At 69.2% G+C, this 19,401-nt stretch carries 18 protein-coding genes and 1 tRNA gene; 6 read left to right on the top strand and 13 right to left on the bottom strand.

The window, feature by feature from the left end:
- Window positions 1-118: 118 nt before the first annotated feature.
- The 5 genes from ACYU7G_RS14355 to ACYU7G_RS14335 all read right to left on the bottom strand — a co-directional run bounded on the left by ACYU7G_RS14355 (window position 119) and on the right by ACYU7G_RS14335 (window position 7,809).
- Window positions 119-2,464 (bottom strand): ComEC/Rec2 family competence protein, encoded by a 2,346-nt coding sequence (locus ACYU7G_RS14355; RefSeq protein ID WP_461108976.1) that lies wholly within the window; start codon window positions 2,462-2,464, stop codon window positions 119-121.
- A complete protein-coding gene (locus ACYU7G_RS14350) occupies window positions 2,461-3,330 on the bottom strand; it encodes a helix-hairpin-helix domain-containing protein (protein ID WP_461108974.1) in 870 nt (289 codons plus the stop codon). The genes ACYU7G_RS14355 and ACYU7G_RS14350 overlap by 4 nt, the downstream gene beginning before the upstream one ends.
- Before the next feature lie 57 nt (window positions 3,331-3,387).
- Complete coding sequence (gene leuS / locus ACYU7G_RS14345; protein ID WP_461108972.1) at window positions 3,388-5,883, bottom strand: leucine--tRNA ligase; 2,496 nt, start codon at window positions 5,881-5,883, stop codon at window positions 3,388-3,390.
- A gap of 66 nt (window positions 5,884-5,949) precedes the next feature.
- Window positions 5,950-6,867: a carbohydrate kinase family protein gene (locus ACYU7G_RS14340; RefSeq protein WP_461108970.1), complete on the bottom strand. Its 918-nt coding sequence runs from the start codon at window positions 6,865-6,867 to the stop codon at window positions 5,950-5,952.
- 9 nt (window positions 6,868-6,876) lie between these two features.
- A complete protein-coding gene (locus tag ACYU7G_RS14335) occupies window positions 6,877-7,809 on the bottom strand; it encodes a DUF4192 family protein (RefSeq protein ID WP_461108968.1) in 933 nt (310 codons plus the stop codon).
- A gap of 86 nt (window positions 7,810-7,895) precedes the next feature.
- Here ACYU7G_RS14335 and ACYU7G_RS14330 point away from each other — a divergent pair, with 86 nt between their 5' ends.
- Complete coding sequence (locus ACYU7G_RS14330) at window positions 7,896-8,540, top strand: hypothetical protein (protein WP_461108966.1); 645 nt, start codon at window positions 7,896-7,898, stop codon at window positions 8,538-8,540.
- Here the strand turns inward: ACYU7G_RS14330 and ACYU7G_RS14325 are convergent.
- The 4 genes from ACYU7G_RS14325 to ACYU7G_RS14310 all read right to left on the bottom strand — a co-directional run bounded on the left by ACYU7G_RS14325 (window position 8,530) and on the right by ACYU7G_RS14310 (window position 12,388).
- Entirely contained in the window at window positions 8,530-9,462 is a 933-nt protein-coding gene (locus ACYU7G_RS14325) for a hypothetical protein (protein WP_461108964.1), read from the bottom strand. The genes ACYU7G_RS14330 and ACYU7G_RS14325 overlap by 11 nt on opposite strands.
- 87 nt (window positions 9,463-9,549) lie before the next feature.
- Window positions 9,550-10,746, bottom strand: a complete 1,197-nt coding sequence (locus ACYU7G_RS14320; protein ID WP_461108962.1) for a L,D-transpeptidase family protein — start codon at window positions 10,744-10,746, stop codon at window positions 9,550-9,552.
- Window positions 10,747-10,820: 74 nt separating this feature from the next.
- Entirely contained in the window at window positions 10,821-11,699 is an 879-nt protein-coding gene (locus ACYU7G_RS14315) for a 3-methyladenine DNA glycosylase (RefSeq protein ID WP_461108960.1), read from the bottom strand.
- Entirely contained in the window at window positions 11,696-12,388 is a 693-nt protein-coding gene (locus tag ACYU7G_RS14310) for a M48 family metallopeptidase (protein ID WP_461108958.1), read from the bottom strand. The genes ACYU7G_RS14315 and ACYU7G_RS14310 overlap by 4 nt, the downstream gene beginning before the upstream one ends.
- Window positions 12,389-12,568: 180 nt before the next feature.
- Here ACYU7G_RS14310 and ACYU7G_RS14305 point away from each other — a divergent pair, with 180 nt between their 5' ends.
- The 5 genes from ACYU7G_RS14305 (at window position 12,569) to ACYU7G_RS14285 (ending at window position 16,273) form a co-directional block, all read left to right on the top strand.
- Window positions 12,569-13,510 carry a phosphoglycerate dehydrogenase gene (locus ACYU7G_RS14305; RefSeq protein WP_461108956.1) on the top strand — a complete coding sequence of 314 codons (942 nt, stop codon included), beginning with the start codon at window positions 12,569-12,571 and terminating at the stop codon, window positions 13,508-13,510.
- Between the two features lie 90 nt (window positions 13,511-13,600).
- Window positions 13,601-14,296, top strand: a complete 696-nt coding sequence (locus ACYU7G_RS14300) for an AzlC family ABC transporter permease (RefSeq protein WP_461108954.1) — start codon at window positions 13,601-13,603, stop codon at window positions 14,294-14,296.
- Complete coding sequence (locus ACYU7G_RS14295; protein ID WP_461108952.1) at window positions 14,289-14,615, top strand: branched-chain amino acid transporter permease; 327 nt, start codon at window positions 14,289-14,291, stop codon at window positions 14,613-14,615. Before ACYU7G_RS14300 ends, ACYU7G_RS14295 begins: the two co-directional genes overlap by 8 nt.
- Window positions 14,616-14,699: 84 nt before the next feature.
- Window positions 14,700-15,986, top strand: a complete 1,287-nt coding sequence (locus tag ACYU7G_RS14290) for an inorganic phosphate transporter (RefSeq protein ID WP_461108950.1) — start codon at window positions 14,700-14,702, stop codon at window positions 15,984-15,986.
- The gene (locus ACYU7G_RS14285; RefSeq protein WP_461108948.1) at window positions 15,983-16,273 is read left to right on the top strand and encodes a hypothetical protein; all 291 of its coding nucleotides are present in this window, start codon (window positions 15,983-15,985) and stop codon (window positions 16,271-16,273) included. The genes ACYU7G_RS14290 and ACYU7G_RS14285 overlap by 4 nt, the downstream gene beginning before the upstream one ends.
- A 10-nt stretch (window positions 16,274-16,283) precedes the next feature.
- Here the strand turns inward: ACYU7G_RS14285 and ACYU7G_RS14280 are convergent, their stop codons facing one another.
- The 4 genes from ACYU7G_RS14280 to ACYU7G_RS14265 all read right to left on the bottom strand — a co-directional run bounded on the left by ACYU7G_RS14280 (window position 16,284) and on the right by ACYU7G_RS14265 (window position 19,377).
- Window positions 16,284-16,649, bottom strand: coding sequence for a DUF4440 domain-containing protein (locus tag ACYU7G_RS14280; RefSeq protein ID WP_461108946.1), 366 nt, complete (start codon window positions 16,647-16,649; stop codon window positions 16,284-16,286).
- A 50-nt stretch (window positions 16,650-16,699) separates the two neighbouring features.
- Complete coding sequence (locus ACYU7G_RS14275) at window positions 16,700-17,410, bottom strand: hypothetical protein (RefSeq protein ID WP_461108944.1); 711 nt, start codon at window positions 17,408-17,410, stop codon at window positions 16,700-16,702.
- Window positions 17,411-17,533: 123 nt separating this feature from the next.
- Window positions 17,534-17,606, bottom strand: a tRNA-Ala gene (locus ACYU7G_RS14270).
- Between the two features lie 166 nt (window positions 17,607-17,772).
- The gene (locus ACYU7G_RS14265; protein WP_461108942.1) at window positions 17,773-19,377 is read right to left on the bottom strand and encodes a uroporphyrinogen-III synthase; all 1,605 of its coding nucleotides are present in this window, start codon (window positions 19,375-19,377) and stop codon (window positions 17,773-17,775) included.
- Window positions 19,378-19,401: the final 24 nt, after the last annotated feature.

Raw genomic sequence — 19,401 nt, 5'->3', positions numbered from 1 at the left:
TCCATCCACTTCGTTGTCGGGAATCACTGCACGCCATGGCAGTCGTCTGATGAGTATGTCGGGACGATGCCCGAGGTTCGAGGTCCTGAGCCGTTTCAGGCAATCGGACTGCGCGGACTCAAGCCGGTCCACCAACCACGCCGGTACGCCGCAGCCCGAGCGAGCCGTCCTCCAACGTCACCGAGATCGCCCCGTCGGTGTCGGTGCGCGCCACCTGCATCCCGGAGCGCATTGCCAATTCCAGGGCGGTGTCGGAGGGGTGGCCATAGTCGTTGTCACGGCCGGCCGAGGCAACCGCCAGACTCGCCCCAGTCGCGAGGAAGAACGCCTCCTCCTGCCGCGAGGAGCCATGGTGCGGCAGCTTGAGCACGTGCGCGTCCAGCGACAGCCCGAGCCGGTCCGCCTCCGCAACGGCCCGGCGCTGGCCGGCCGGTTCGACGTCACCGGGAAGCAGCACGCGCAGCCCCGCCACCTCCGCGAGCCCGACCACCGACGAGTCGTTCTCGTCGCCGCTCTCCCCCACCCCGTCGCTGACCACCCTGCGCGGCTCGAAGGCACCGACGGTGGTCCACGTGACCTCCCCCACCCTGAACACCTGGCCGGGGACAGCCACCACGACGCTCGCTCCGACATCGGTGGCGGCTCGCGCCACCGCAGCGGCCTGGACCTCCGGTGATGCGAGCGGGCTCACCACCACCTGGTCGGGCTCGTAGCGCTCCAGCAGCTCAGCCGCGCCACCGACGTGGTCAGAGTGGTAGTGGGTGAGCACGAGCAGCGGTACTGCCGTCACCGCCAGGGAATCGAGGCACGCCAGCAATGCCCCTGGATCCGAACCCGTGTCCACGACGACGGCGGCCCCGGGAGCCGCGCGCAGCACCGTGGCGTCACCCTGTCCGACATCGCAGAAAACCACGCTCCACGGCCCCGGCCATCCGAGCGGCACCGGCCGCACGAAGGATCCCAGCACCATGACCGCCACCAACCCCAGGACTCCCAGGGGCGTGCGCAGCAGCTCGCCGGCCAGGATGGCGACCAGCACGCAGCCGACCACGCACAGCGCCACCCCGAGCACATCTGCCGGCCACGCCAGTGACGCAGCCGGCAACGACGCACCGATCTCTGCCGTCCACAGGATCGGTTGGACGCACCAGCCCGCCAGCCAGGCCAGCGCGGCTGCTGCTGGTGGGAACCAGACGAGCGCCGTGGCTGCCAGCCCGAGGGTGGTGGCCGGTCCCACGAACGGTCCTGCGACCATGTTGGCGAGCACGCCGACGACCGAGACCTGCCCGCTCAGGGCCGTGATCAGTGGCTGGGTGGCCACCTGCGCAGCCAACGGAATGGTCAGGGCCTCGGCCACCGGGCGTGGCAGCCAAGCCATGTTCCTGGTCCATACGGGTGCCAGCAGAGAGATTCCGCAACAGGCGGACACGGACAACGCGAATCCCCAACTCCGGGCCAACCAGGGATCCAGCAGCATCAGGCACAGCACGGCGAGGCCGAGGTGCCGCATGGACCTCCGCCCTCTCCCCAGCCCGATCGCGGACAGGCTGACCAGCCCCATCGCCGCGGCCCTGACCACCGACGGCTCACTGCGACACACCAGCACGAACAGCACCACGCACGCGACGGCGATGATCCGCACGGCCCGACCACGGACGCCGACAGCACGCGCCACGGCGAGCACGACGCTCAGCATCAGGGTCAGGTTCGCCCCGGAGACAGCCAAGAGGTGACTCAGGGAGGTGGCCTTGAAGTCCTCGGTCATCGGCTCGGTGATCCCGGAGGTGTCGCCCACCACGAGCGACGGCACGAGGGCCGCCTGCTCCGGAGGTGAATGGGCCGCGGCCGCGCGCTGCAGTCCTGCACGCAGCAGGTTCACCAGGGTGTCGACGGGTCCCGGATCCTCGAGCACGTCCACCACTTCTCGCGCCCGCACGATCGCAGCCTCCGGTGACGCAGGCTCGGCCGTTGCCAGGCTCGCCCGCAGCTCCACGACTGATCCGGGGGCGATCCGCACCAGTTCCCGCCCCACGTCGCCGGCGGCGAACACCACGACCTCCTGCGCGGTCTCCACGACTGTCTCCGAGCTCTCCAGGCGCAACAGTTGGGCGCCCGCCACCACCAGCGGCGGACGGGTTCCCTGGGACACGAGACGAGCGTCGCCCACCAACCTGACCCGGACCTGGACGCTTCTGCCCTCTGCCGCGAGTTGCGCGGGCAGCGATTCATGCAGTTGCAACTCGCGCATCCCCGACAGGAGGGCGGTGCTGGTGAGCACCAGGACGAACAGGAAGGCCCAGTGCCGACGCGCCCGTGCCGCCACCACCGCGGCGATGCCGAGGGACGCGAACACGCTGAACAGGACCGAGGCCTCCGGCCGGAAGCCCCCGGTGCCCACCCAGGCGCCGGCCCAGGCGGCAGCGGCCAAGGGCAGCAGGCGCAGGTCGTGGCCGTCGGCGGTCATACCGTCACCAGCGGCTCCAGGGCCTCATAGGTCTTGGGGCCGATGCCCGAGACCTCCTGGAGGTCCGCCACGGAGCTGAACCCGCCGTTGGCCTCCCGCCACGCGATGATCTCACCCGCCAGGACGGGGCCCACTCCCGGAAGCTCCTCGAGTCGCCCCTGGGTTGCCGTGTTCAGGTTGACCTTGCCCGGCTGCTCCTGACCGCCCGGCGAGTCCGGCGCCGGCTGGCCCCGAACGTCGCCCTGTGGCTGGTCCCGGGTGCCCACGATCACCTGCTGCCCGTCCGCGAGGCGAGCGGCGAGGTTCAGTTGCGCCGGATCCGCCTCGGGCAACAGCCCACCGGCCGCTGTCAGGGCGTCGGCGACTATCGCTCCCTCGGGCACCGCCACCACTCCTGGTGACACGACCGCGCCGAGCACGTGCACCCGCAGCAGCACCGGCTCCGGCGGGCTCGACTCCACCGGGGACGGCACCTGCGTGGCCACCACAGGAGGTGTCTGGATCGGCACCTGGGAGGCCGAACTGCGGCTGAGCACAGCCATCGTGATCCCGAGCCCGACCAGCAGCAGGAGCAGGACCGCGACCACGTAGCGTCGGCGAAGCGCCTGTTCCAGCGCACCCGCGACCGCGGGCGGGAGCAGGCCAGTCAGCCCACCGAGGCCGGCCGGGGCCCCCGGGGACGGTCCGGCGGCTTCGCCCTCGTCCCCGACGGGTGCAGCCACCGAACCGTCGCCGGGGTCGCCGCGGGCATGGTCATCCGGTGGCAGGGCACGCCGGGGCGCGGACAGGGCCTTCTGGCCTGCGCTGATCCAGGCCAGCCGGGCACGCGCCAGTTCGTCGTCGGGGATCCCGGAGTTGGTGGGCATACCCACACTCTGGTTGCGCCGACCCCCGACCCGTCACGGGACCCGGTTGCCTGTGGATTACTTCCCGGGAACGAGGCTCAGCATCTTGGGAAGCCGGGCGATCACCTTGACGACCTCCCGACCGTCCAGCGAACGCTGCACACCGGCGTCGGCCATCGCCAACTCGAGGGCAGCCTCCTCCGTGATGTCCGTCGCAACCTCGAGCTTGGCCCGGATCTTGCCCTGGATCTGGACCACCATCGTGACGGAGTCCTCCACCAGGAGGGAGTCGTCCGCGGTGGGCCAGGTGCTGTTGGCCACTGACGGCGGCAGGCCGAGGGTCTCCCAGATCTCCTCGGCGACGTAGGGGGCGACCAGGCTCAGCGCCTGGGCCACGAACATCACGGCCTCACGCACCGCCGGGTCTGCCCCACCGGGTCCGCTGTCGACAGCCTTGCGGGTGGCGTTGACCAGCTCCATGGTGCGGGCCACCGCAACGTTGAACCGACCCGACTCCACGAGTTGGGTGATCTCCGCGATGGTCTTGTGGGTGACGTGACGCAGGGCCTTGTCGCCGTCGGCGAAGTCCACGCCGGGCTCGCTGCTGACGTCGTCGGCCAGGCGATAAGCGCGCTGCAGGAACTTCAGCGACGAGGCGGGCGAGACCTCGGCCCAGTCGATGTCGTCCTCCGGCGGTCCTGCGAAGATCATCGTCAGGCGGACGGCGTCGACGCCGAACTCGTCGATCTGGGCACCCAGGTCCACCCCGTTGCCCAGTGACTTGCTCATCGCCTTGCCCTGGTTGATGACCTGCCCCTGGTTGAGCAGCTTCAGCATGGGCTCGTCGAAGGAGACCAAGCCCATGTCGCGCAGGACCTTGGAGAAGAATCGCATGTAGAGCAGGTGCAGGATAGCATGCTCGACGCCACCGACGTACTGCGCCACGGGCATCCAGTTGGCGACGTCGTCGGGGTTGAAGGGGCCCTGCTCGTAGCCGGGCGAGCAGTAGCGGAAGAAGTACCACGACGAGTCGACGAAGGTGTCCATCGTGTCGGTGTCCCGCTGGGCCGGGCCGCCGCACTTCGGGCACTCCACGTTCACCCAGTCGGTGGCCCCGGCCAACGGCGAGGTGCCCTTGGGGGACAGCTCGGAGCCACGCAGGTCGGGCAGCTTCACGGGCAGCTGATCGTCGGCCACGACGACCTCGCCGCATTCCGCACAGTGGATGACCGGGATGGGGCAGCCCCAGAAGCGCTGGCGGCTCAGCAGCCAGTCCCGCAGACGGAACTGGACGGTGCCGACCCCGGTGCCGTCTGCCTGCAGCTGCTCGGTGATCTTCGCGACGCCGGTGGCCTTGTCCGTGAGCCCGTCCAGCGGTCCGGAGTTCAGGTAGGCGCCGTCCCCGCTGGTGGCGATCCCGGTCTCGGCCGGGTCGGTGCCGTCGACGTCGATGACGGTCCGCACGGGCAGGTCGAACTTGCGGGCGAAGTCCAGGTCACGCTGGTCATGGGCGGGCACGGCCATGATGGCGCCGGTGCCGTAGTCGGCCAGCACGTAGTCGGCGGCCCAGATCGGGACCTGCTCACCGTTGACGGGGTTGGTGGCGTGCACGCCCAACCAGACGCCCGTCTTCTCGTGCTCGGTGGACTGGCGCTCGATCTCCGTCTGGCGCTTGACCTGCTCCAGGTAGGCCTCGAAAGCGGGGCGCTGCTCGTCGGAGACCAGTTCCGCAGCCAGCGGCGCGTCGGGGGCCACCACCATGAACGTGGCGCCGAACAGCGTGTCGGGGCGCGTGGTGAAGACCGTGATCGGTTCCTCGCGGCCCTCGACCGTGAAGTCGACGTGGGCCCCTTCGGACCTGCCGATCCAGTTGCGCTGCATCGCGAGCACGTGGTCCGGCCAACCGCCCTCGAGTTGGGACATGTCGTCCAGCAGCTGCTGGGCGTAGTCGGTGATCTTGAAGTACCACTGGTTCAGCTTGCGCTTGGTGACGTCGGAGCCACAGCGCTCGCAACGGCCGTCGATGACCTGCTCGTTGGCCAGCACGGTCTGGTCCTTGGGGCACCAGTTGACGAACGAGTTCTTGCGGTACGCCAGGCCCCGCTCGTGGAAGCGGGCGAACAGCCACTGGGTCCAGCGGTAGTAGTCCTCGTCGGAGGTGTGGAGCCTGCGCGACCAGTCCAGGCTCAGGCCGTAGCGCTTGAAGGAGCGGGCCTGGGTCTCGATGTTGTTGTAGGTCCACTCGGCCGGGTGCGTGTTGGCCCGGATCGCGGCGTTCTCCGCGGGCAGCCCGAAGGAGTCCCACCCGATCGGATGCATGACGTCGTAGCCGCGTAGCCGCAGGAAGCGCGAGACGACGTCCCCCATCGCGTAGGCCTCTGCGTGGCCCATGTGGAGGTCGCCGGAGGGGTAGGGGAACATGTCGAGGACGTAGCGACGCTCGCGGCTGCCGTCGTCGAGCGGCTGGAAGGTCTTGTCCTGCTCCCAGAATGCCTGCCACTTCTCCTGCGCGGCCTGGCTGTCGTAGTGCGCAGCCGTCGGCTCCACGTGACTCGTCACGAGATCGCTCCTCATTCGTTCCCCGCGCGCCGCACGGCGCACGGTCATTCAATATAGCGCCGCGACCCTCGTGTCTCCGAGTCAGGCCCGGAAGGCAGCGACCTCCTCGGCGGTGGGCGGGTTGGCCCCGCTGCGGGTGCAGACCAGCGCGGAGGCGGCGATGCCGTTGTCCAGTGCGCCCTGGACGTCGGAGGGGTCCTCGGCGTAGGCGGCGAGGAACCCGGCCATGAAGGTGTCCCCCGCACCGACCGTGTCCACGAGTTCGACCTTGCGCCCCCGCACACCCACCTGGCGGCCGTCCGGCTTGACGGCCATGGCGCCGTCGGGACCGAGGGTGACGATGAACATGGACAGCCCGTACTCGGCGGCCCAGGCCTCCGCGTACGGGATTGGGTCCTCGTCGTCCACCAGCCAGTTGATGTCCTCGTCGCTGGCCTTGACGATGCCGCCGGAACGACCCACCGCGGCCAACAGCGGATTGACGAGGTCGAAGTACTCCACCCGGTCCGGGATCACGGTCGGCCGGATGTTCAGGTCGAAACTGACTGCCGCAGCGGTGCCGGAGACGAAGTCCAGCAGCGGCCCGGTCCCGGAACCGGCGACGAAACCGATGGACCCGAAGTGCAGCCAGTCCGACTCCGTCAGGACGGGGAACTCACCCGGCTGCCAGCTGAACCCGGCGGTGCCACGGAGGTGGAAGTTGTAACTGGCCTTGCCGTGCTCATCGAGGGACACGATCCCGAGCGCGGTCGGGTCCTCGGACCGGACGGCGAGGTCCAGCTGCACCCCGTTGGCGGCCAGGTGCTGCTCGATCTGGCGGCCGAAGGCGTCGGCGCCGATGCGGCCCAGGAAGTGGGTGTCGGCACCGAGCCTCGCCAGGGCGACCGAGGTGTTCATCGGGCCGCCACCGGCGAACGCGGACCAGCGGCTCTCAATGGTGGACACCGACTCACCGGGGATCAGGTCGATCAGGTTCTCCCCGCACACTACGAAGCGCATGCCCACAGCCTATCGCCCTTCCCAGGTGTCCCAGTGGCTGGGTGGGACCGCGTCGGTCAACATCACGTCCAGCATCCGCAGCACAGGGTGTCTCGGTTCCAGTTCGGCCAGTTGTGCCACGCACTCGTTCATCTGGGCACCCTTGCCGTACAACCAGGAGGCGATCGCCAGCGGGGCCAGCACGGCTGCCTCGCACTCCTCGTCCGCGGCGGCCCTGGCCTCCAGCAGGCGGGCATGGAACCGTCCGGCGGTGGAGGTGTTGACCTGGCACAGGAACTCGGCCTGGCACTCCTCGTCGGTCAGCACCGCCGCCAGCTCGGCAGCCTCGTCGGGCAGCAGGGCCTCGTCACGCTCCACCAGTTCCTCGAAAAGGGCGATTCGATCGTCCGGGTCCAGCGGCAGCACCCGCTGCATGGCTGTGTCCATCCGTTCGGTGATGCCCGGCAGCAGGTTTGCCGGCGGCCGGCGGACGGCCGCCACCGCCTCCTCCCGGGTGCGCGCCACCTGCAGTCCTTCGAAGACTGCCCGCGCTGCAAGTGCGCTGTCCGCGGTGGAGTACGGTTCGCCGTCGTGGGACGGTAGCTGGTCGTCCTCGAGCTCCCAGTAGCGTCCGTTGCTGGCGGCCAGCGCCACCGTCACGACGCCCTCCAACCGGGACCGGAGCGCGACGATCGCCTCGCGCACTCGTGCGAGGTCACGGCCGTACCCCAACAGGACGATCTCCCTGCCACGGGTGTTGCGGAACCCCCTCATCACCTGTGCTGCGGTCTCGGCCACCGACTCGTCGTCGAGGTCCAGGTCCGAGCGGGCACAGAACTGGACGATGTTGCTGCGCAGGCACACGGCCACCACGGACTCGGTGGGTTGGAACTCCAGCAGCAGGCTGGGGAGGGCGAGCAGGTCCTGCGCGCCCGAGCAACGGAGGGTGGTTGTTGGGTTCATGTCCACAGTCTGTGGATTGGGGACCACGATCCGTCACGGCCGGTCGCTCCTGTGGAGAACTCACCGCTTGTATCGTTGGGGCCACCATGAGCAACGAAGACTCCCCCTGGGCACATCAGGACCCTCGCTGGAAGCCGCAGAGCTACCACGACGCGGTGGGCCGGGATCCCCGGCAGCCGTTCGGGCAGCCGAGCCCGCAGGCGGGTCCCGGACCCCACGCCCCATCCATCGAGGACTACCGGGAGCCCGGCCGCGGGGGGCCGCCGTGGTGGCTGGTGGCGATCGGGGTGGTGGCCGCCATCGCACTGGTCCTGGTCACGCTGCAGGTGGTCACCGGTGAGGGGGAACCCACTGCCTCACCCAGCCCGACGCCCGGTGCCACCAGCACCCAGTCCGAGACGCCGAGTTCGAGCGCCACCGGGGGCAACTCGATCCCCTTCGAGGGCAACGGCACGGGTGTGTTCGAGTTGCTCCAGCAGGACTGGACCAGCGACGGGCTGGTCGTGAGGTTCCGCGTCACGCTCGACGCCGGCCGACAGAGCTTCGGCGTCTACATGTTCAGCAACACCACGATGCAGGTCTCGGACCCGCTGGACACCACCCCGTTCGACGTGACCGCCGGTGAACCCTACGAGGGGACGGCCACATTCGCGGTGGAGCAGGGCGAGGCGACGTTGGTGTTGACCTCGGCCTTCGGCAGCGCGGTGACCGCGCTCCCGATCAAGGGATGAGCCTGGCCCCGTCGCGCGCCTCGGCGTCCTTGCGACGCTCCTCGAGCGCATCTGGATGGTCCCGTGAGAGGAGCACGACACCGTAGACGGCGATCGCCCCGGAGACGGCCATGCCGAGCGCCGGGAACGGGCCCATGCCGCTGCCCTCGCCAAGGATGAACAAGCCGAACAGTACGGCGACGAAGGGGTCGACGGTCGTCATCGTGCCCACCGTGATCTCCGCCGGCCCCGAGGCGTAGCCCTGCTGGATCATCCAGACGCCCAGGCCGTAGCAAGCGAGCATGAAGCCGATCACGACCAGCACCTGCCAGTGGAACAAGTCGAACTCCCCGCTCTGCACGAGGTTCATGGCGGCCTTCATCATGCCGGAGGCCAGACCGTAGAAGATGGCGCCCACCGAGGACCACAGCATGGCCTTGGCCCACGCCGCCGCCCGGGCCGCGAACACCGACAGGACGGCGCAGATCACGCAGACGACGATGAATGACACGACGACGCCCTGAAAGCTGAACTCCTTGTCCCCGGTGGCGAACACGGAGGAGAAGATGGTGAATCCCACCACGCCGACCACCGTGATCCCGACGGCTCCCCAGATCCGCAGCGGGACCTTGTGGCCGTGGATCCTCGAGGCGAGGATCACCGACCACGGAACGGCGAGGATGCCGACGGGCTGGACCACCGCGACGGGCGCCATGCTCAACGCGACGAGGTGGAGGCCCGCACCCACGAGGACGCACACCAGGCCGAGCAGCCACTTGGGGATCAGGAAGAGGCTGAGCAGGCCCTTGATCGTCAGTCGGTTCGACGACTGGCGCGCGTTCGGGTCGAAGGTGGACTTGACCCCGAGGTGCTGCAGGGTGGCCCCGCTCGCGAACAGGAACGAGGAGATGACCTGCAGGCCGATGGCCAGACCGATTTCCACCAGAAGCGCCTTTCGAGTGACTCCCGCAAACGATATCCCAAAGCCCAACCGCCACCGGTCAGACCCAGGTCTGGATTCCGGTCGGGGTCAGCCGGTGTAAACCACGACCTTGTCCCCCACCTTCGCGGCGTCGAAGAGGGCCGAGACGGCTGCCTTGTCCCGCACGTTCACGCAGCCGTGCGAGGCCCCGTTGTAGCCCCGGGCGGCGAAGTCCGCGGAGTAGTGCACGGCCTGGCCGCCGGAGAAGAACAGCGCGTAGGGCATCGCCGTGTCGTAGATGCTGGAGACGTGGTCACGGGACTTCCAATTCACGGCGAAGACCCCGTTGCGGGTGGGTGTCAGTTCTGACCCGAAGCGCACGTCCATGGTCATCTGGATCTCACCGTCGATGACCCAGGCGAGCTTGCGCTGCTCCTTGGAGATGCACACGACGCGGCCCTGCAGGCAGCGGTCGTCGAGCGTCATGGCGCCGGCTCCCGGCTTGGGGGCCACATTGTTCAGCTCGTCGGTGGTGGGCTTGTGGGTCATTCCGTGCAGCCGGTCCAGGGTGCGCTGGTCCACCTCACCGGTGACGGGGATCTCACGCTTCTCCTGGAAGCCCCGGACGGCCTCGACTGTCTTGGCGCCGTAGATGCCGTCGACCTTCTCGAAGTACCAGGCGATCTGCTTGAGCCTGGCCTGGAGGTCCTTGACGTCGTCCCCCTTGGCCCCCTCGGCCAGGAGCGTGGGGCCCGGGGTGAGGATGTTGTGCATCTCGTCGTGGGTGGGCATCCGCGTCATTGCGAGCAGCCGGTCCCAGGTGACTTGGTCCACGTATCCCAGCACCGGGATCCCACGCTTGGCCTGGAAGCCCTCCACCGCGAGGCGGGTCTGGTCGCCGTAGTTGGGCGTGATCTTTCCCTCGAACCACTCGATCTGCTGCAGCCGGCTCTGGAGTTCACGCACCTTCTCGCCCTCGTCGCCGACGTCGATGATCGCCGGGGGTGGCGGCGTGGTGGTGGGCTCGCTGGGGCTGGGTTCCGGGGCAGGGCTCGGGGGCTCCGACTCCTGCGGCGCGGGCTGTGCCGCCGGGGTCTCGGACTCCCTCGGGCTCGGCTCCGGCGTCGGGCTCTCGTCGGCCTCGGGCGTGCCCGACGGCGTGGGCATCGGCTCGTCCACGGCTGCTGTTGGCTCGGTCGGAGGCACACCGCCGGGGTGCGCCATCACGTCGGGGGCGCAGCCGCCCAGGGCGAGCACGAGCACCGCCAGGGCGGCGGGAATCAAGCGTCGGTACTTCGTTGTCACGGGGGAAGCCTTCCGTCGGGTTCAGCCGTTTCGGTGACGGTGACGCGCACAGAATATGTTCCGCGGACCGTGTTCTACCCGTGTACACGCCCTGTCGTGACGGATTCGTTGCCAAGTTCTTCGCCGAGCCGCACGAGTTCGGTGGTGATCTCGTACAACTGCTGCCTGATCGGCGCGGCGCGTTCGGCGAAGGTCCGCTGCAGTGCCGCGTACTCGGCCCGACCCTCGGGGGTCTCCACGCGGACGGGTTGGTATCCCCAGTCGGACAGGTCGTAGGCGGAGGCGCGCATGTCCACCTCCCGGATGTCGCGCGCCAGCAGGAACGCGTCGAACAGGAGTTCCGACGCGACCGCGGGCAACAGTTTCCCCGCCCACTTGTAGAGGTCCATGTTCACGTGCAGGCAGCCGGGTTGGTCCAGTTGGGGTTGGAGTTCACGGGTGGGTTGCAGCACGTTCAGCGGGCGGGCCGGCGGTGTGAAGAACCTGAATGCGTCGAAGTGGCTGCAGCGGCACCCCACCTCCTCGACGATCCGGGCGGTCTCCTCCGGCGGGAAGCGCAGCTTCAGGTAGGGGTGGCGGGTCTCGTCCTCCCTGAGGCGGTAGACCATTGCCCACTCGTGCATCCCGAAGCACCCGAATCTCGGCTTCGCTGCCAGGGCGGCCCCGAGCAGCCGGTGCGCGCTGGCGATGGTGGCCGAGCGTCGGCGCCAGAACGCCTCCGCGTCGAAGGGGTCGAGACCCGCCTGCTGCCCCTCGACCAGGGCGTAGCCCATCCCCGGGTGCCACTTCAGCAGCTGGCCGGGACGCAGGTTGTAGTAGTGCCACAGGAAGTCGTCGACGGGGTGCTTGTCACCCCGCCGCCGGCGCGCCAGCACGTCGGTGAGTGCGGCGCGTGCCCTGGCCTCGTGGGCCGCCGCACGGGCCTGCCACTGCTCCGGCTGCAGGAGCCTCACATCCGTCCCTTCAGCCGAGCGTCCCTGGTGCGCCAGTCCGGCAGCATGGCCGTGAGGTGGCGCTTGAACTCCGGGCCGTGGTTGGCCTCCAGCAGGTGGCCGAGCTCGTGGACCACCACGTACTCCAGTTCGTCCTGCGGGCGCTCCGCGAGGGCGATGTTGAACGACATCCGACCCGTGACGTGGTTGCAACTGCCCCAGCGGGACCGCATCCGCGCCAGCCGGATGTTGCTCGGGCGACGGCCGACGTAGGCCGAGTGGACTTCCAGGAAGTGCTCCACCGCGGGCAGCAGTTCCCGGCGGTGGAGTGCGGTGAGCGCGCGACGCGCCGCCTCCTCGTCCATGGCGGGCCGGGTGATGTGGATGCGTCCGTCCTCGACGTGTGCTGTGGCCCGGGGGCCGTCGCTGACCACCAGTTCCCGCCACTGACCCCACAGCCGGGCGCGGCCGCCGTTGACGAGGCGCTCCGGGACGTTCATCCTGGCGCTGCTCTGGGCCTGCGCGATCCACTCCAGGTTGCGCTGCACGAACGCCTCGATCTCCGCCTCTGCCGCGTGGTGCGGCGCTGAGAGTTGGACGCTCGCGTCCCTCGGGTCCACGCGCAACCGCAGGTTCCGCATCTTCTTGCGCGTCACGTGGACCTCCACACCTGAGGTCCGCAGCAGCTGGCGGGATTGGGTGCGGGGCATGTCCGGAATGGTATTCCACCGCTGCTCGGAGGCCAACGCCTCCCTGGCGGTCTCGTAGTTGGCCATGACATCTCCGTCCTGGTGCGGGCCGGGCCATCCGCCCGAACCCTCGGACACCCAAGGCTGTCACCCACCACTGACACAATGACTCCAAGAGCAATCCCCCTACAGGAAGTACCGATGAAGATCCTCCTGCCGGACTCAGTCCCGCTGTCACCCGAACTCCCCGACGGCGTCACCGCCGTGACCTACGCCGTCGCCGAACCGATCCCGCCCGAGCATCTCGATGCTGAAGTCCTGGTGGTGTGGACCAACAGCCAACAGCACCTCGACGCCACCGCCGCCGCGATGCCCGGGCTGCGGCTCGTGCAGGGCCTCATGGCCGGCCCGGACACGCTGCTGCGCGCCGGTTTCGCCGATGGCACGGTGCTGGCGAACGGGGTGGGCCTGCACGACGCGACGGTGGCCGAGCACACGCTCGCCCTGCTCCTCGGCCTGGTGCGGCGCCTGCCGCAGTCCCGCGAGGCGCAGTCCAGGCACGAGTGGTCCTCCGAGCTGGGCGGCCCCCAGCCACTGCACCCGGACGGCCCGATCACGACGCTCCTGGGCGCGAAGGTCCTGGTGTGGGGGTTCGGCAGCATCGCGAAGCGGCTGGCTCCGCTGCTGACGGCACTCGGCGCGGAGGTGCGGGGCATCGCGCGCAGCGCGGGCACGCGTGCCGGCTACGACGTCGTCGCGGAGTCGGATCTGCTGCAGGTGCTGCCCGGAGCCGACGTGCTGGTCAGCATCCTGCCGGACACCCCGGAGACCAGGAACGCACTCGGTGCGTCGGAGTTGGAGGCGATGGCCGAGCACGCCTACTTCGTCAACGTGGGCCGCGGCACCACGGTTGACGAGGATGCCCTGGTGGCCGCCCTGCGGCAGGGCAGCATCGCGGGGGCGGCGCTGGACGTCACCGCCGTCGAGCCGTTGCCGGCCGAGTCCCCGCTCTGGGACGCCCCCAACGTCCTGCTCACACCGCACGCCGCCGGCGGCCGTCCGGTGGAGCCCGATGCGCTGATCTCCCACAACGTGGCTGCCCTGCACACGGGAGGGTCCTTGAAGAACATCGTCGAGCGTTGACCCGGGTCGCCGCGCGATCTCCTTCCCACCGTCCCGCACCCCCGCCGGCGCGGTTTCTGCGGTCGTGCCACCGCTCGCTATGGTGCGGGAGTGACACCTGATCGAGCCACTCGGGCCGGGGAGTTCCGGGCCGGGCTCCGGATCTCACTCCCCGCCATCTTCGGCACCGCGCCGATGGGGATGGCCTTCGGCGTCCTCATAGTCCAGGCGGGGCTCGAGTGGTGGTGGGGCCCCGTGTTCGCGGCCGTCATCTTCGCGGGCTCCCTGGAGTTCCTGGTGCTCGGGCTGGTCACCGCGATGGCGCCGTTGGCGACCATCGCCAGCACGGCGTTCCTGGTCAACTTCCGGCACGCCTTCTACGCCCTGTCGTTCCCGTTGCACCAGGTCCGAGGCCGGGGGCGGCGGGCCTACAGCACGTTCGCGCTGACTGACGAGGCATGGGCGCTGACGTCGTCCTCGGTGGCACGGGAGTGGTCCGGGACGCGCATCCTCGCGCTGCAGTCCACCTTCCACCTGGCCTGGGTGTCGTCGGTCACCATCGGCGGCCTGGCGGGAAACCTCATCCCGGACAGCGTGGTGGGCCTGGACTTCGCGATGTCGTCGTTCTTCCTCGTGCTGGCGATGGAGGCGTTCCTGGTGCGGCGCTCAGTACCACTTCCCATCGTCGCCCTCGTGTGCTCGCTCGTTTCCTACCTGCTGTTCGGCGACGGCATGCTGCCAGCCGCGATGGGATCGTTCATCGCCATCATCGTGGTCACCTTCTACGTCCGGAGGCGCCGTGCCTGACTGGTCATACATCCTCGCCGCCGTGCTCATCAGCGCCGCCATCACGTGGGCGGTGCGCGCGCTGCCGTTCTTCTTCGTCGGGCAACTGCGCGACAGCGAGTTGCTCCCCCACCTCGGTGCCGTGATGCCCGTCGGCATCATGACGATCCTGGTCTTCTACACGTTGCGCAACACCGACCCGGGTGCCAATCCGGCGACGCTGGCGGTGGTCCTGGGACTGGCCGTGACGGCCGTCCTGCACCTGTGGCGACGCAACGCGATCCTCAGCGTCCTCGGCGGAACGGCCGTCCACGTCGCGATAATGTCAATGACCAGTTGACAAACGTCATTGAAACCCGGCAAAATTGATGAATTTCAGGCTTCGATTGGGTGAACTTCGGGTTAACGATGCACACTATGGTTCGTGACCCCGGAACTGTTGATCCTGTCCTTGGTCGTCGTCACGGCACTCGCATTCGACTTCACGAACGGCTTCCATGACACGGGCAATGCGATGGCTACGTCGATCGCCACGAAGGCCCTGAAGCCGAAGACTGCGGTGACCCTGTCGGCGATCCTGAACCTCATCGGAGCCTTCCTGTCGGTGGAGGTGGCACTGACCGTCACCAACGCCGTCGTGAACATCCAGGACGCCTCCGGCGCGCCCCGGCCCGAACTGATCGGCGACGGCGGCCTCGCCCTCCTGCTGATCATCCTCGCCGGCCTCGTGGGCGCCATCGTGTGGAACCTGCTCACCTGGCTCCTGGGGCTGCCCTCCAGTTCGTCCCACGCCCTGTTCGGCGGGCTCGTCGGCGCCACGATGGCCGGTCTCGGCATCGAGGGCGTGAAGTGGGTCGGCGACGGCACCAAGCTCGACGGCGTGGTCGGGAAGGTCCTCCTGCCCGCCCTGGTCTCGCCCGCCATCGCGATCGCCGTCGCCTCCGTGGGGACCTGGCTGGTCTACAAGCTCACCAAGGGCGTGGCCAACAAGTACCGCGAGTCCGGGTTCCGCTGGGGCCAGATCGGCTCCGCGTCCCTGGTCTCCCTCGCCCACGGCACCAACGACGCCCAGAAGACCATGGGCGTGATCACCCTCGCGCTGATCGCCTCCGGCCACTGGACCGACCTCACCGCGGTGCCGTTCTGGGTGAAGTTCACCTGCGCCGCCGCCATCGCCGCCGGCACCTACATCGGCGGCTGGCGCATCATCCGCACCCTCGGCAAGGGCCTCGTGGAGATCTCCGCACCCCAGGGCATGGCAGCCGAGTCGTCGTCGGCCGCAGTCATCCTGGCCTCCAGCCACATGGGCTTCGCACTGTCCACGACGCACGTCGCCACGGGCTCCATCCTCGGTTCCGGCGTCGGCAAGCGCGGCGCCAAGGTGAACTGGAAGGTGGCCGGCAGGATGGGCATGGCGTGGCTCATCACGCTGCCCGCGGCAGGTGCCGTCGGCGCCCTGATGTGGCTGTTGGGACACAGCATCGGCGGCATGTACGGCGCGCTGGTGATCTTCGCCATCCTGCTGGGCTCGGCGGGTTGGATGTACGCCCACTCCAAGCGCACCAAGGTGGACCACAACAACGTCAACGATGAGTGGGCCGAGCAGATCGCCGCAGTGCCCGCCAAGCCGATGGTCTCCGGCCCGCCGAAGAAGTCCAAGAAGAAGAAGGCCAAGAAGAAGGCGAAGAAGTTGAAGGCGGCCGAACTGTGAACATCTTCCTGCACCTCGTCGAGGGCGCTTGGCATGTCCTGCTCGCCGGCCTTGTCCTTGGAGCCGGCCTGCCCGCCATCTTCGCGCTCGGCATCCGTGCGCTGTCCTACGGCGCCGTAGACGGCCAGAAGGTCTCCGACCACAAGCCCCACCCGGGGATGCGCGTGCTCGCCTACGCCTGCTTCGCCGTCGTCCTGGCCGCAGTCGCGCTCGGCATCGGTGTGATCGTCGCCGGCGGGTTCGGCCTCGAGGTCCAGCTGGGATGGCCCATCTTCGTCCGGGAGTGAGTCCGGCCCCTCAGGAGCCCTCGGGCACCGGCGTCTGCTGGTAGAGCACGAGCCGCCAGCTGCCGTCGATCCGCGTGTAGAGGCTGGACATCAGCGCATCGAAGGTCACGTCGCCGCGGTTCGCCGAGCCCCTGTAGACCAGCAGGGCCGTGTCCGTCTCCACCTCGATGAGTCGCGCTTCGGTGATCGTGTACCGGTCCCAGGGCGGGGCATCATCCAGCGACGCGATCACCGCGTCACGGTCCATGACCATCCCGTGTGCGAGCACCATCACCGCGGCCGGGGTCATGAGACGGCCGTAGAATCCGGCGCCGGTCCCCCGGCACAGCGAGTTCCAGCCCTGGCGTTCGAGCTGCAGAAGTTCCTCGAGGTCCATGCGTTCTACGCTAGCCGCCACCGCCGCCGGCCGGCCGGGACCGGGGTGGATCAGTCGGTCAGGACCTCCAGCGTCGCGTCCAGGCCGTCACCGACGAGGGTGAGCGTGAACGGGGCGTCGTCGTCGGCCTCGAACTCACCGAAGTCGATCACGGTGGCGCGCGGCGCCATGTCCATGGTGCACTTGCGCGGCTCTTCGGTGAAGGTGACGGTGCCCGCGTTGCCCTCTGCCTCCACCGACTCGACGATGGGCGGGCAGCTGGAGGACCCCCAGGTCAGCAGGACGAGGGCCGAGTCGTCGAACCAGCCTCCCGACGGCTCGTACTCCGTCGGGTCACCGGGAACGCCGGTGAGCGCCGCGTTGCCGTCCAGATCGGTGTCACCGCTGGCGCCGGCGAGCGTCACTACCAGTTCGACGTCGCTGGTCGGGTCCACCCCCTCTGGGAGCGGGACGACGGTGGCGCGGGGAACCAGATCCGCGGTGCAGGCCTGGTCCGGGTCGCCCTCGTCGAGGAGCACCGTGACCGTCTGGCCGTCGGCCGTCACCTCGGCGGCGACGGGCACGCAGGACGAGGAGCCCCAGGTCACGACGCCGACCATGCGACCGTCGTCGAGCCAGGCGGCCTCGAGCTCCAGCTCCGCCGCAGGCGTGGGCGCAGTGGTGCCGGGCGCAGGGCTGTCAGCGGGCACGGCGTCGGCGCAGCCGGTCAGAAGGCCGGCCAGGAGGACGGCGGAAGCGGTCAGGCGCAGGGAGTTCCTCACACTGAAAAGGTTACGGGACCACCTGCCGAATCTGGCGGGCGGGGGCCCGAAAAGTCCTGCCCGGCGTCGCTTCTCGGCGGAACCAGAAGGGCCCGATCCTGGACCGGGCCCTGCCTTCAACTGTGGAGCTAAGGGGATTCGAACCCCTGACCTCTTCCATGCCATGGAAGCGCGCTACCAACTGCGCCATAGCCCCAGTTCCCGCTCTTCGCGGGGCTTCGCAATGCTATCGCAAAGCCGAGCGCCGACGCCAATCGACGGCTGTGACGGTAGCGTCGAGTGCCAGCGGGAGCGGCAGCGTCTGGCGCAACCGTGCGTCGAGAGGAAACGCACCCCGACCGGCGGCCGGAAGAGCCGCAGCGTCAGCGCTCCTGCTCAGCCACCAGTTCCCGCAGCAGGCCGACGACGTCCTGCGGCCGGTAGGAGTCGGAGAACTTCGCGACGGGCACGTGGGCGCGTCGCAGCACTGCCTGGGCCGACTCCCCCACGGCGATCACCGGAATGTCTGCGTTCCAACCCAGCAACTCACCGACGGCCAGGGCGTTTGAACCAGAAGCGATGATCACCGCGTCGTAGAGGCCCTCGCGCCACGCCTGCGCCACCTCGGGCGGTGCGACGGGCAGGGTCTCCATGGTGTAGACCGGAACCAGGTGGGTGGTGTAGCCCTTCTGCTGCAGTTTCGCCAGGAAACTCGGCGCGAGCAGCGCGGAACCGGGTACGTAGACGGTTCCCGTGCCCTCGGGCCACACCTCGAGCAGCGCGTTCACGCCGGCTGCCTTGTCCGGCACCAGTTCGACGTCGTAGCCCATGGACTCCAGCGCGTCGGCGGTCCCGGGGCCCACGGCCGCGATCTTGGCCGCCCGAGGGAGGGTCCAACCCAGCTCACGGATGGAGGCCACCGCGCGGGTCGAGGTGAACACGATCCAGTCCGCCCCGTCGAGCGTACTGCTCACGTTCAGCAGCTCGCGGGTCTGCAGTGCCACGGCGTCAACGGCCAGCCCGGCGGAACGCAACCCCACCGACATCCGGCCCTCCTCGCGGGCCACCAGCACCCGCATCTCCGTGACGTCGGAGACGTGCCGCTTCTCGGGCGGCAGCGGCGGCGGCTTCGGGTCCCGGCCGATCTCCTCCGCGCCCCGATCCCGCAGCAGGTCCGCCATGCGGTGGCCGGTCCGGACCGCGTGGAACTCCGAGGTCGGCATGCCGAGGGTGAGGGAGATGACGGGGCTGCCGTCGAGGGGGAACACGTCGGCGCGCAGTGACAGCACGCCGTGGCGGTGGGCCCGCACCCCCACCTCCGCCTTCTCGGATAGGTCCAGCGACTCCTTGACGGCCTGTTCGGCCGCCACGCAGATCCTGGTGTCCGGGTGGTCGAACTCGGCCAGGACCTCGATGACGTCCTTGTCGTCCTCGCGGCACTCGTAGCCGAGCGCTCCCTGACCGGCGGCGGGCGGCGTCTCGAGCCGTTCGGTGACCTCCTCCGTGCGCTCAAGGTAGTCGACGTCGGCCGCGCCGCACAGCACACCGTCGAGCTCACCCTTGGCGATCCGGTCGAGGCACTCCGACAGGTTGGGCTTGATGTCCTCGTACTCCAGGCCCGGGCGCAGCAGCGTGAGCTTGGCGCGGCGCAGCGACGTGGCCACCCCGATCCGGGCGCCGTCGGGCAGCGCGGAGATGGTCATCCCGTCGCGTCCGATGAAGACGTCGCGCCGGTCGCCGCGTTCCGGCACCGCGGCGAGTTCGGTGCCGGGCACCTTGCCGTCGGGCAGCCGGTTGATGCGGTGCACCACGACGTCGAAGTCGTCCCGGAGCAGCCCGAGCCGCAACTGGCCGATGCTCTCGAAGTCCCCGACGTTGGGCAGTTTGAAGATCTCGACCTCATGGCCGCGTTCCTCGAGTTGTTCGATGAGCCCCTCGGCACGCAGCATGGCGAGGGTGGAGTCCTTGGTTCCGAGCCTGATCTTCACCAAGCCACCATATCCACTCGGCCC

The sequence above is a fragment of the Tessaracoccus terricola genome (genome assembly GCF_054776555.1).
Note: the sequence above shows the minus strand (reverse complement) of the source record. Positions and strands in the feature narration are given on the sequence as shown.

Coding starts and splice junctions, on each gene's coding strand:
- ACYU7G_RS14355 (WP_461108976.1), bottom strand. CDS start 2,464: ATGACCGCCGACGGCCACGACCTGCGCCTGCTGCCCTTGGCCGCTGCC.
- ACYU7G_RS14350 (WP_461108974.1), bottom strand. CDS start 3,330: ATGCCCACCAACTCCGGGATCCCCGACGACGAACTGGCGCGTGCCCGG.
- leuS (WP_461108972.1), bottom strand. CDS start 5,883: ATGAGGAGCGATCTCGTGACGAGTCACGTGGAGCCGACGGCTGCGCAC.
- ACYU7G_RS14340 (WP_461108970.1), bottom strand. CDS start 6,867: ATGCGCTTCGTAGTGTGCGGGGAGAACCTGATCGACCTGATCCCCGGT.
- ACYU7G_RS14335 (WP_461108968.1), bottom strand. CDS start 7,809: ATGAACCCAACAACCACCCTCCGTTGCTCGGGCGCGCAGGACCTGCTC.
- ACYU7G_RS14330 (WP_461108966.1), top strand. CDS start 7,896: ATGAGCAACGAAGACTCCCCCTGGGCACATCAGGACCCTCGCTGGAAG.
- ACYU7G_RS14310 (WP_461108958.1), bottom strand. CDS start 12,388: ATGCCCCGCACCCAATCCCGCCAGCTGCTGCGGACCTCAGGTGTGGAG.
- ACYU7G_RS14305 (WP_461108956.1), top strand. CDS start 12,569: ATGAAGATCCTCCTGCCGGACTCAGTCCCGCTGTCACCCGAACTCCCC.
- ACYU7G_RS14280 (WP_461108946.1), bottom strand. CDS start 16,649: ATGGACCTCGAGGAACTTCTGCAGCTCGAACGCCAGGGCTGGAACTCG.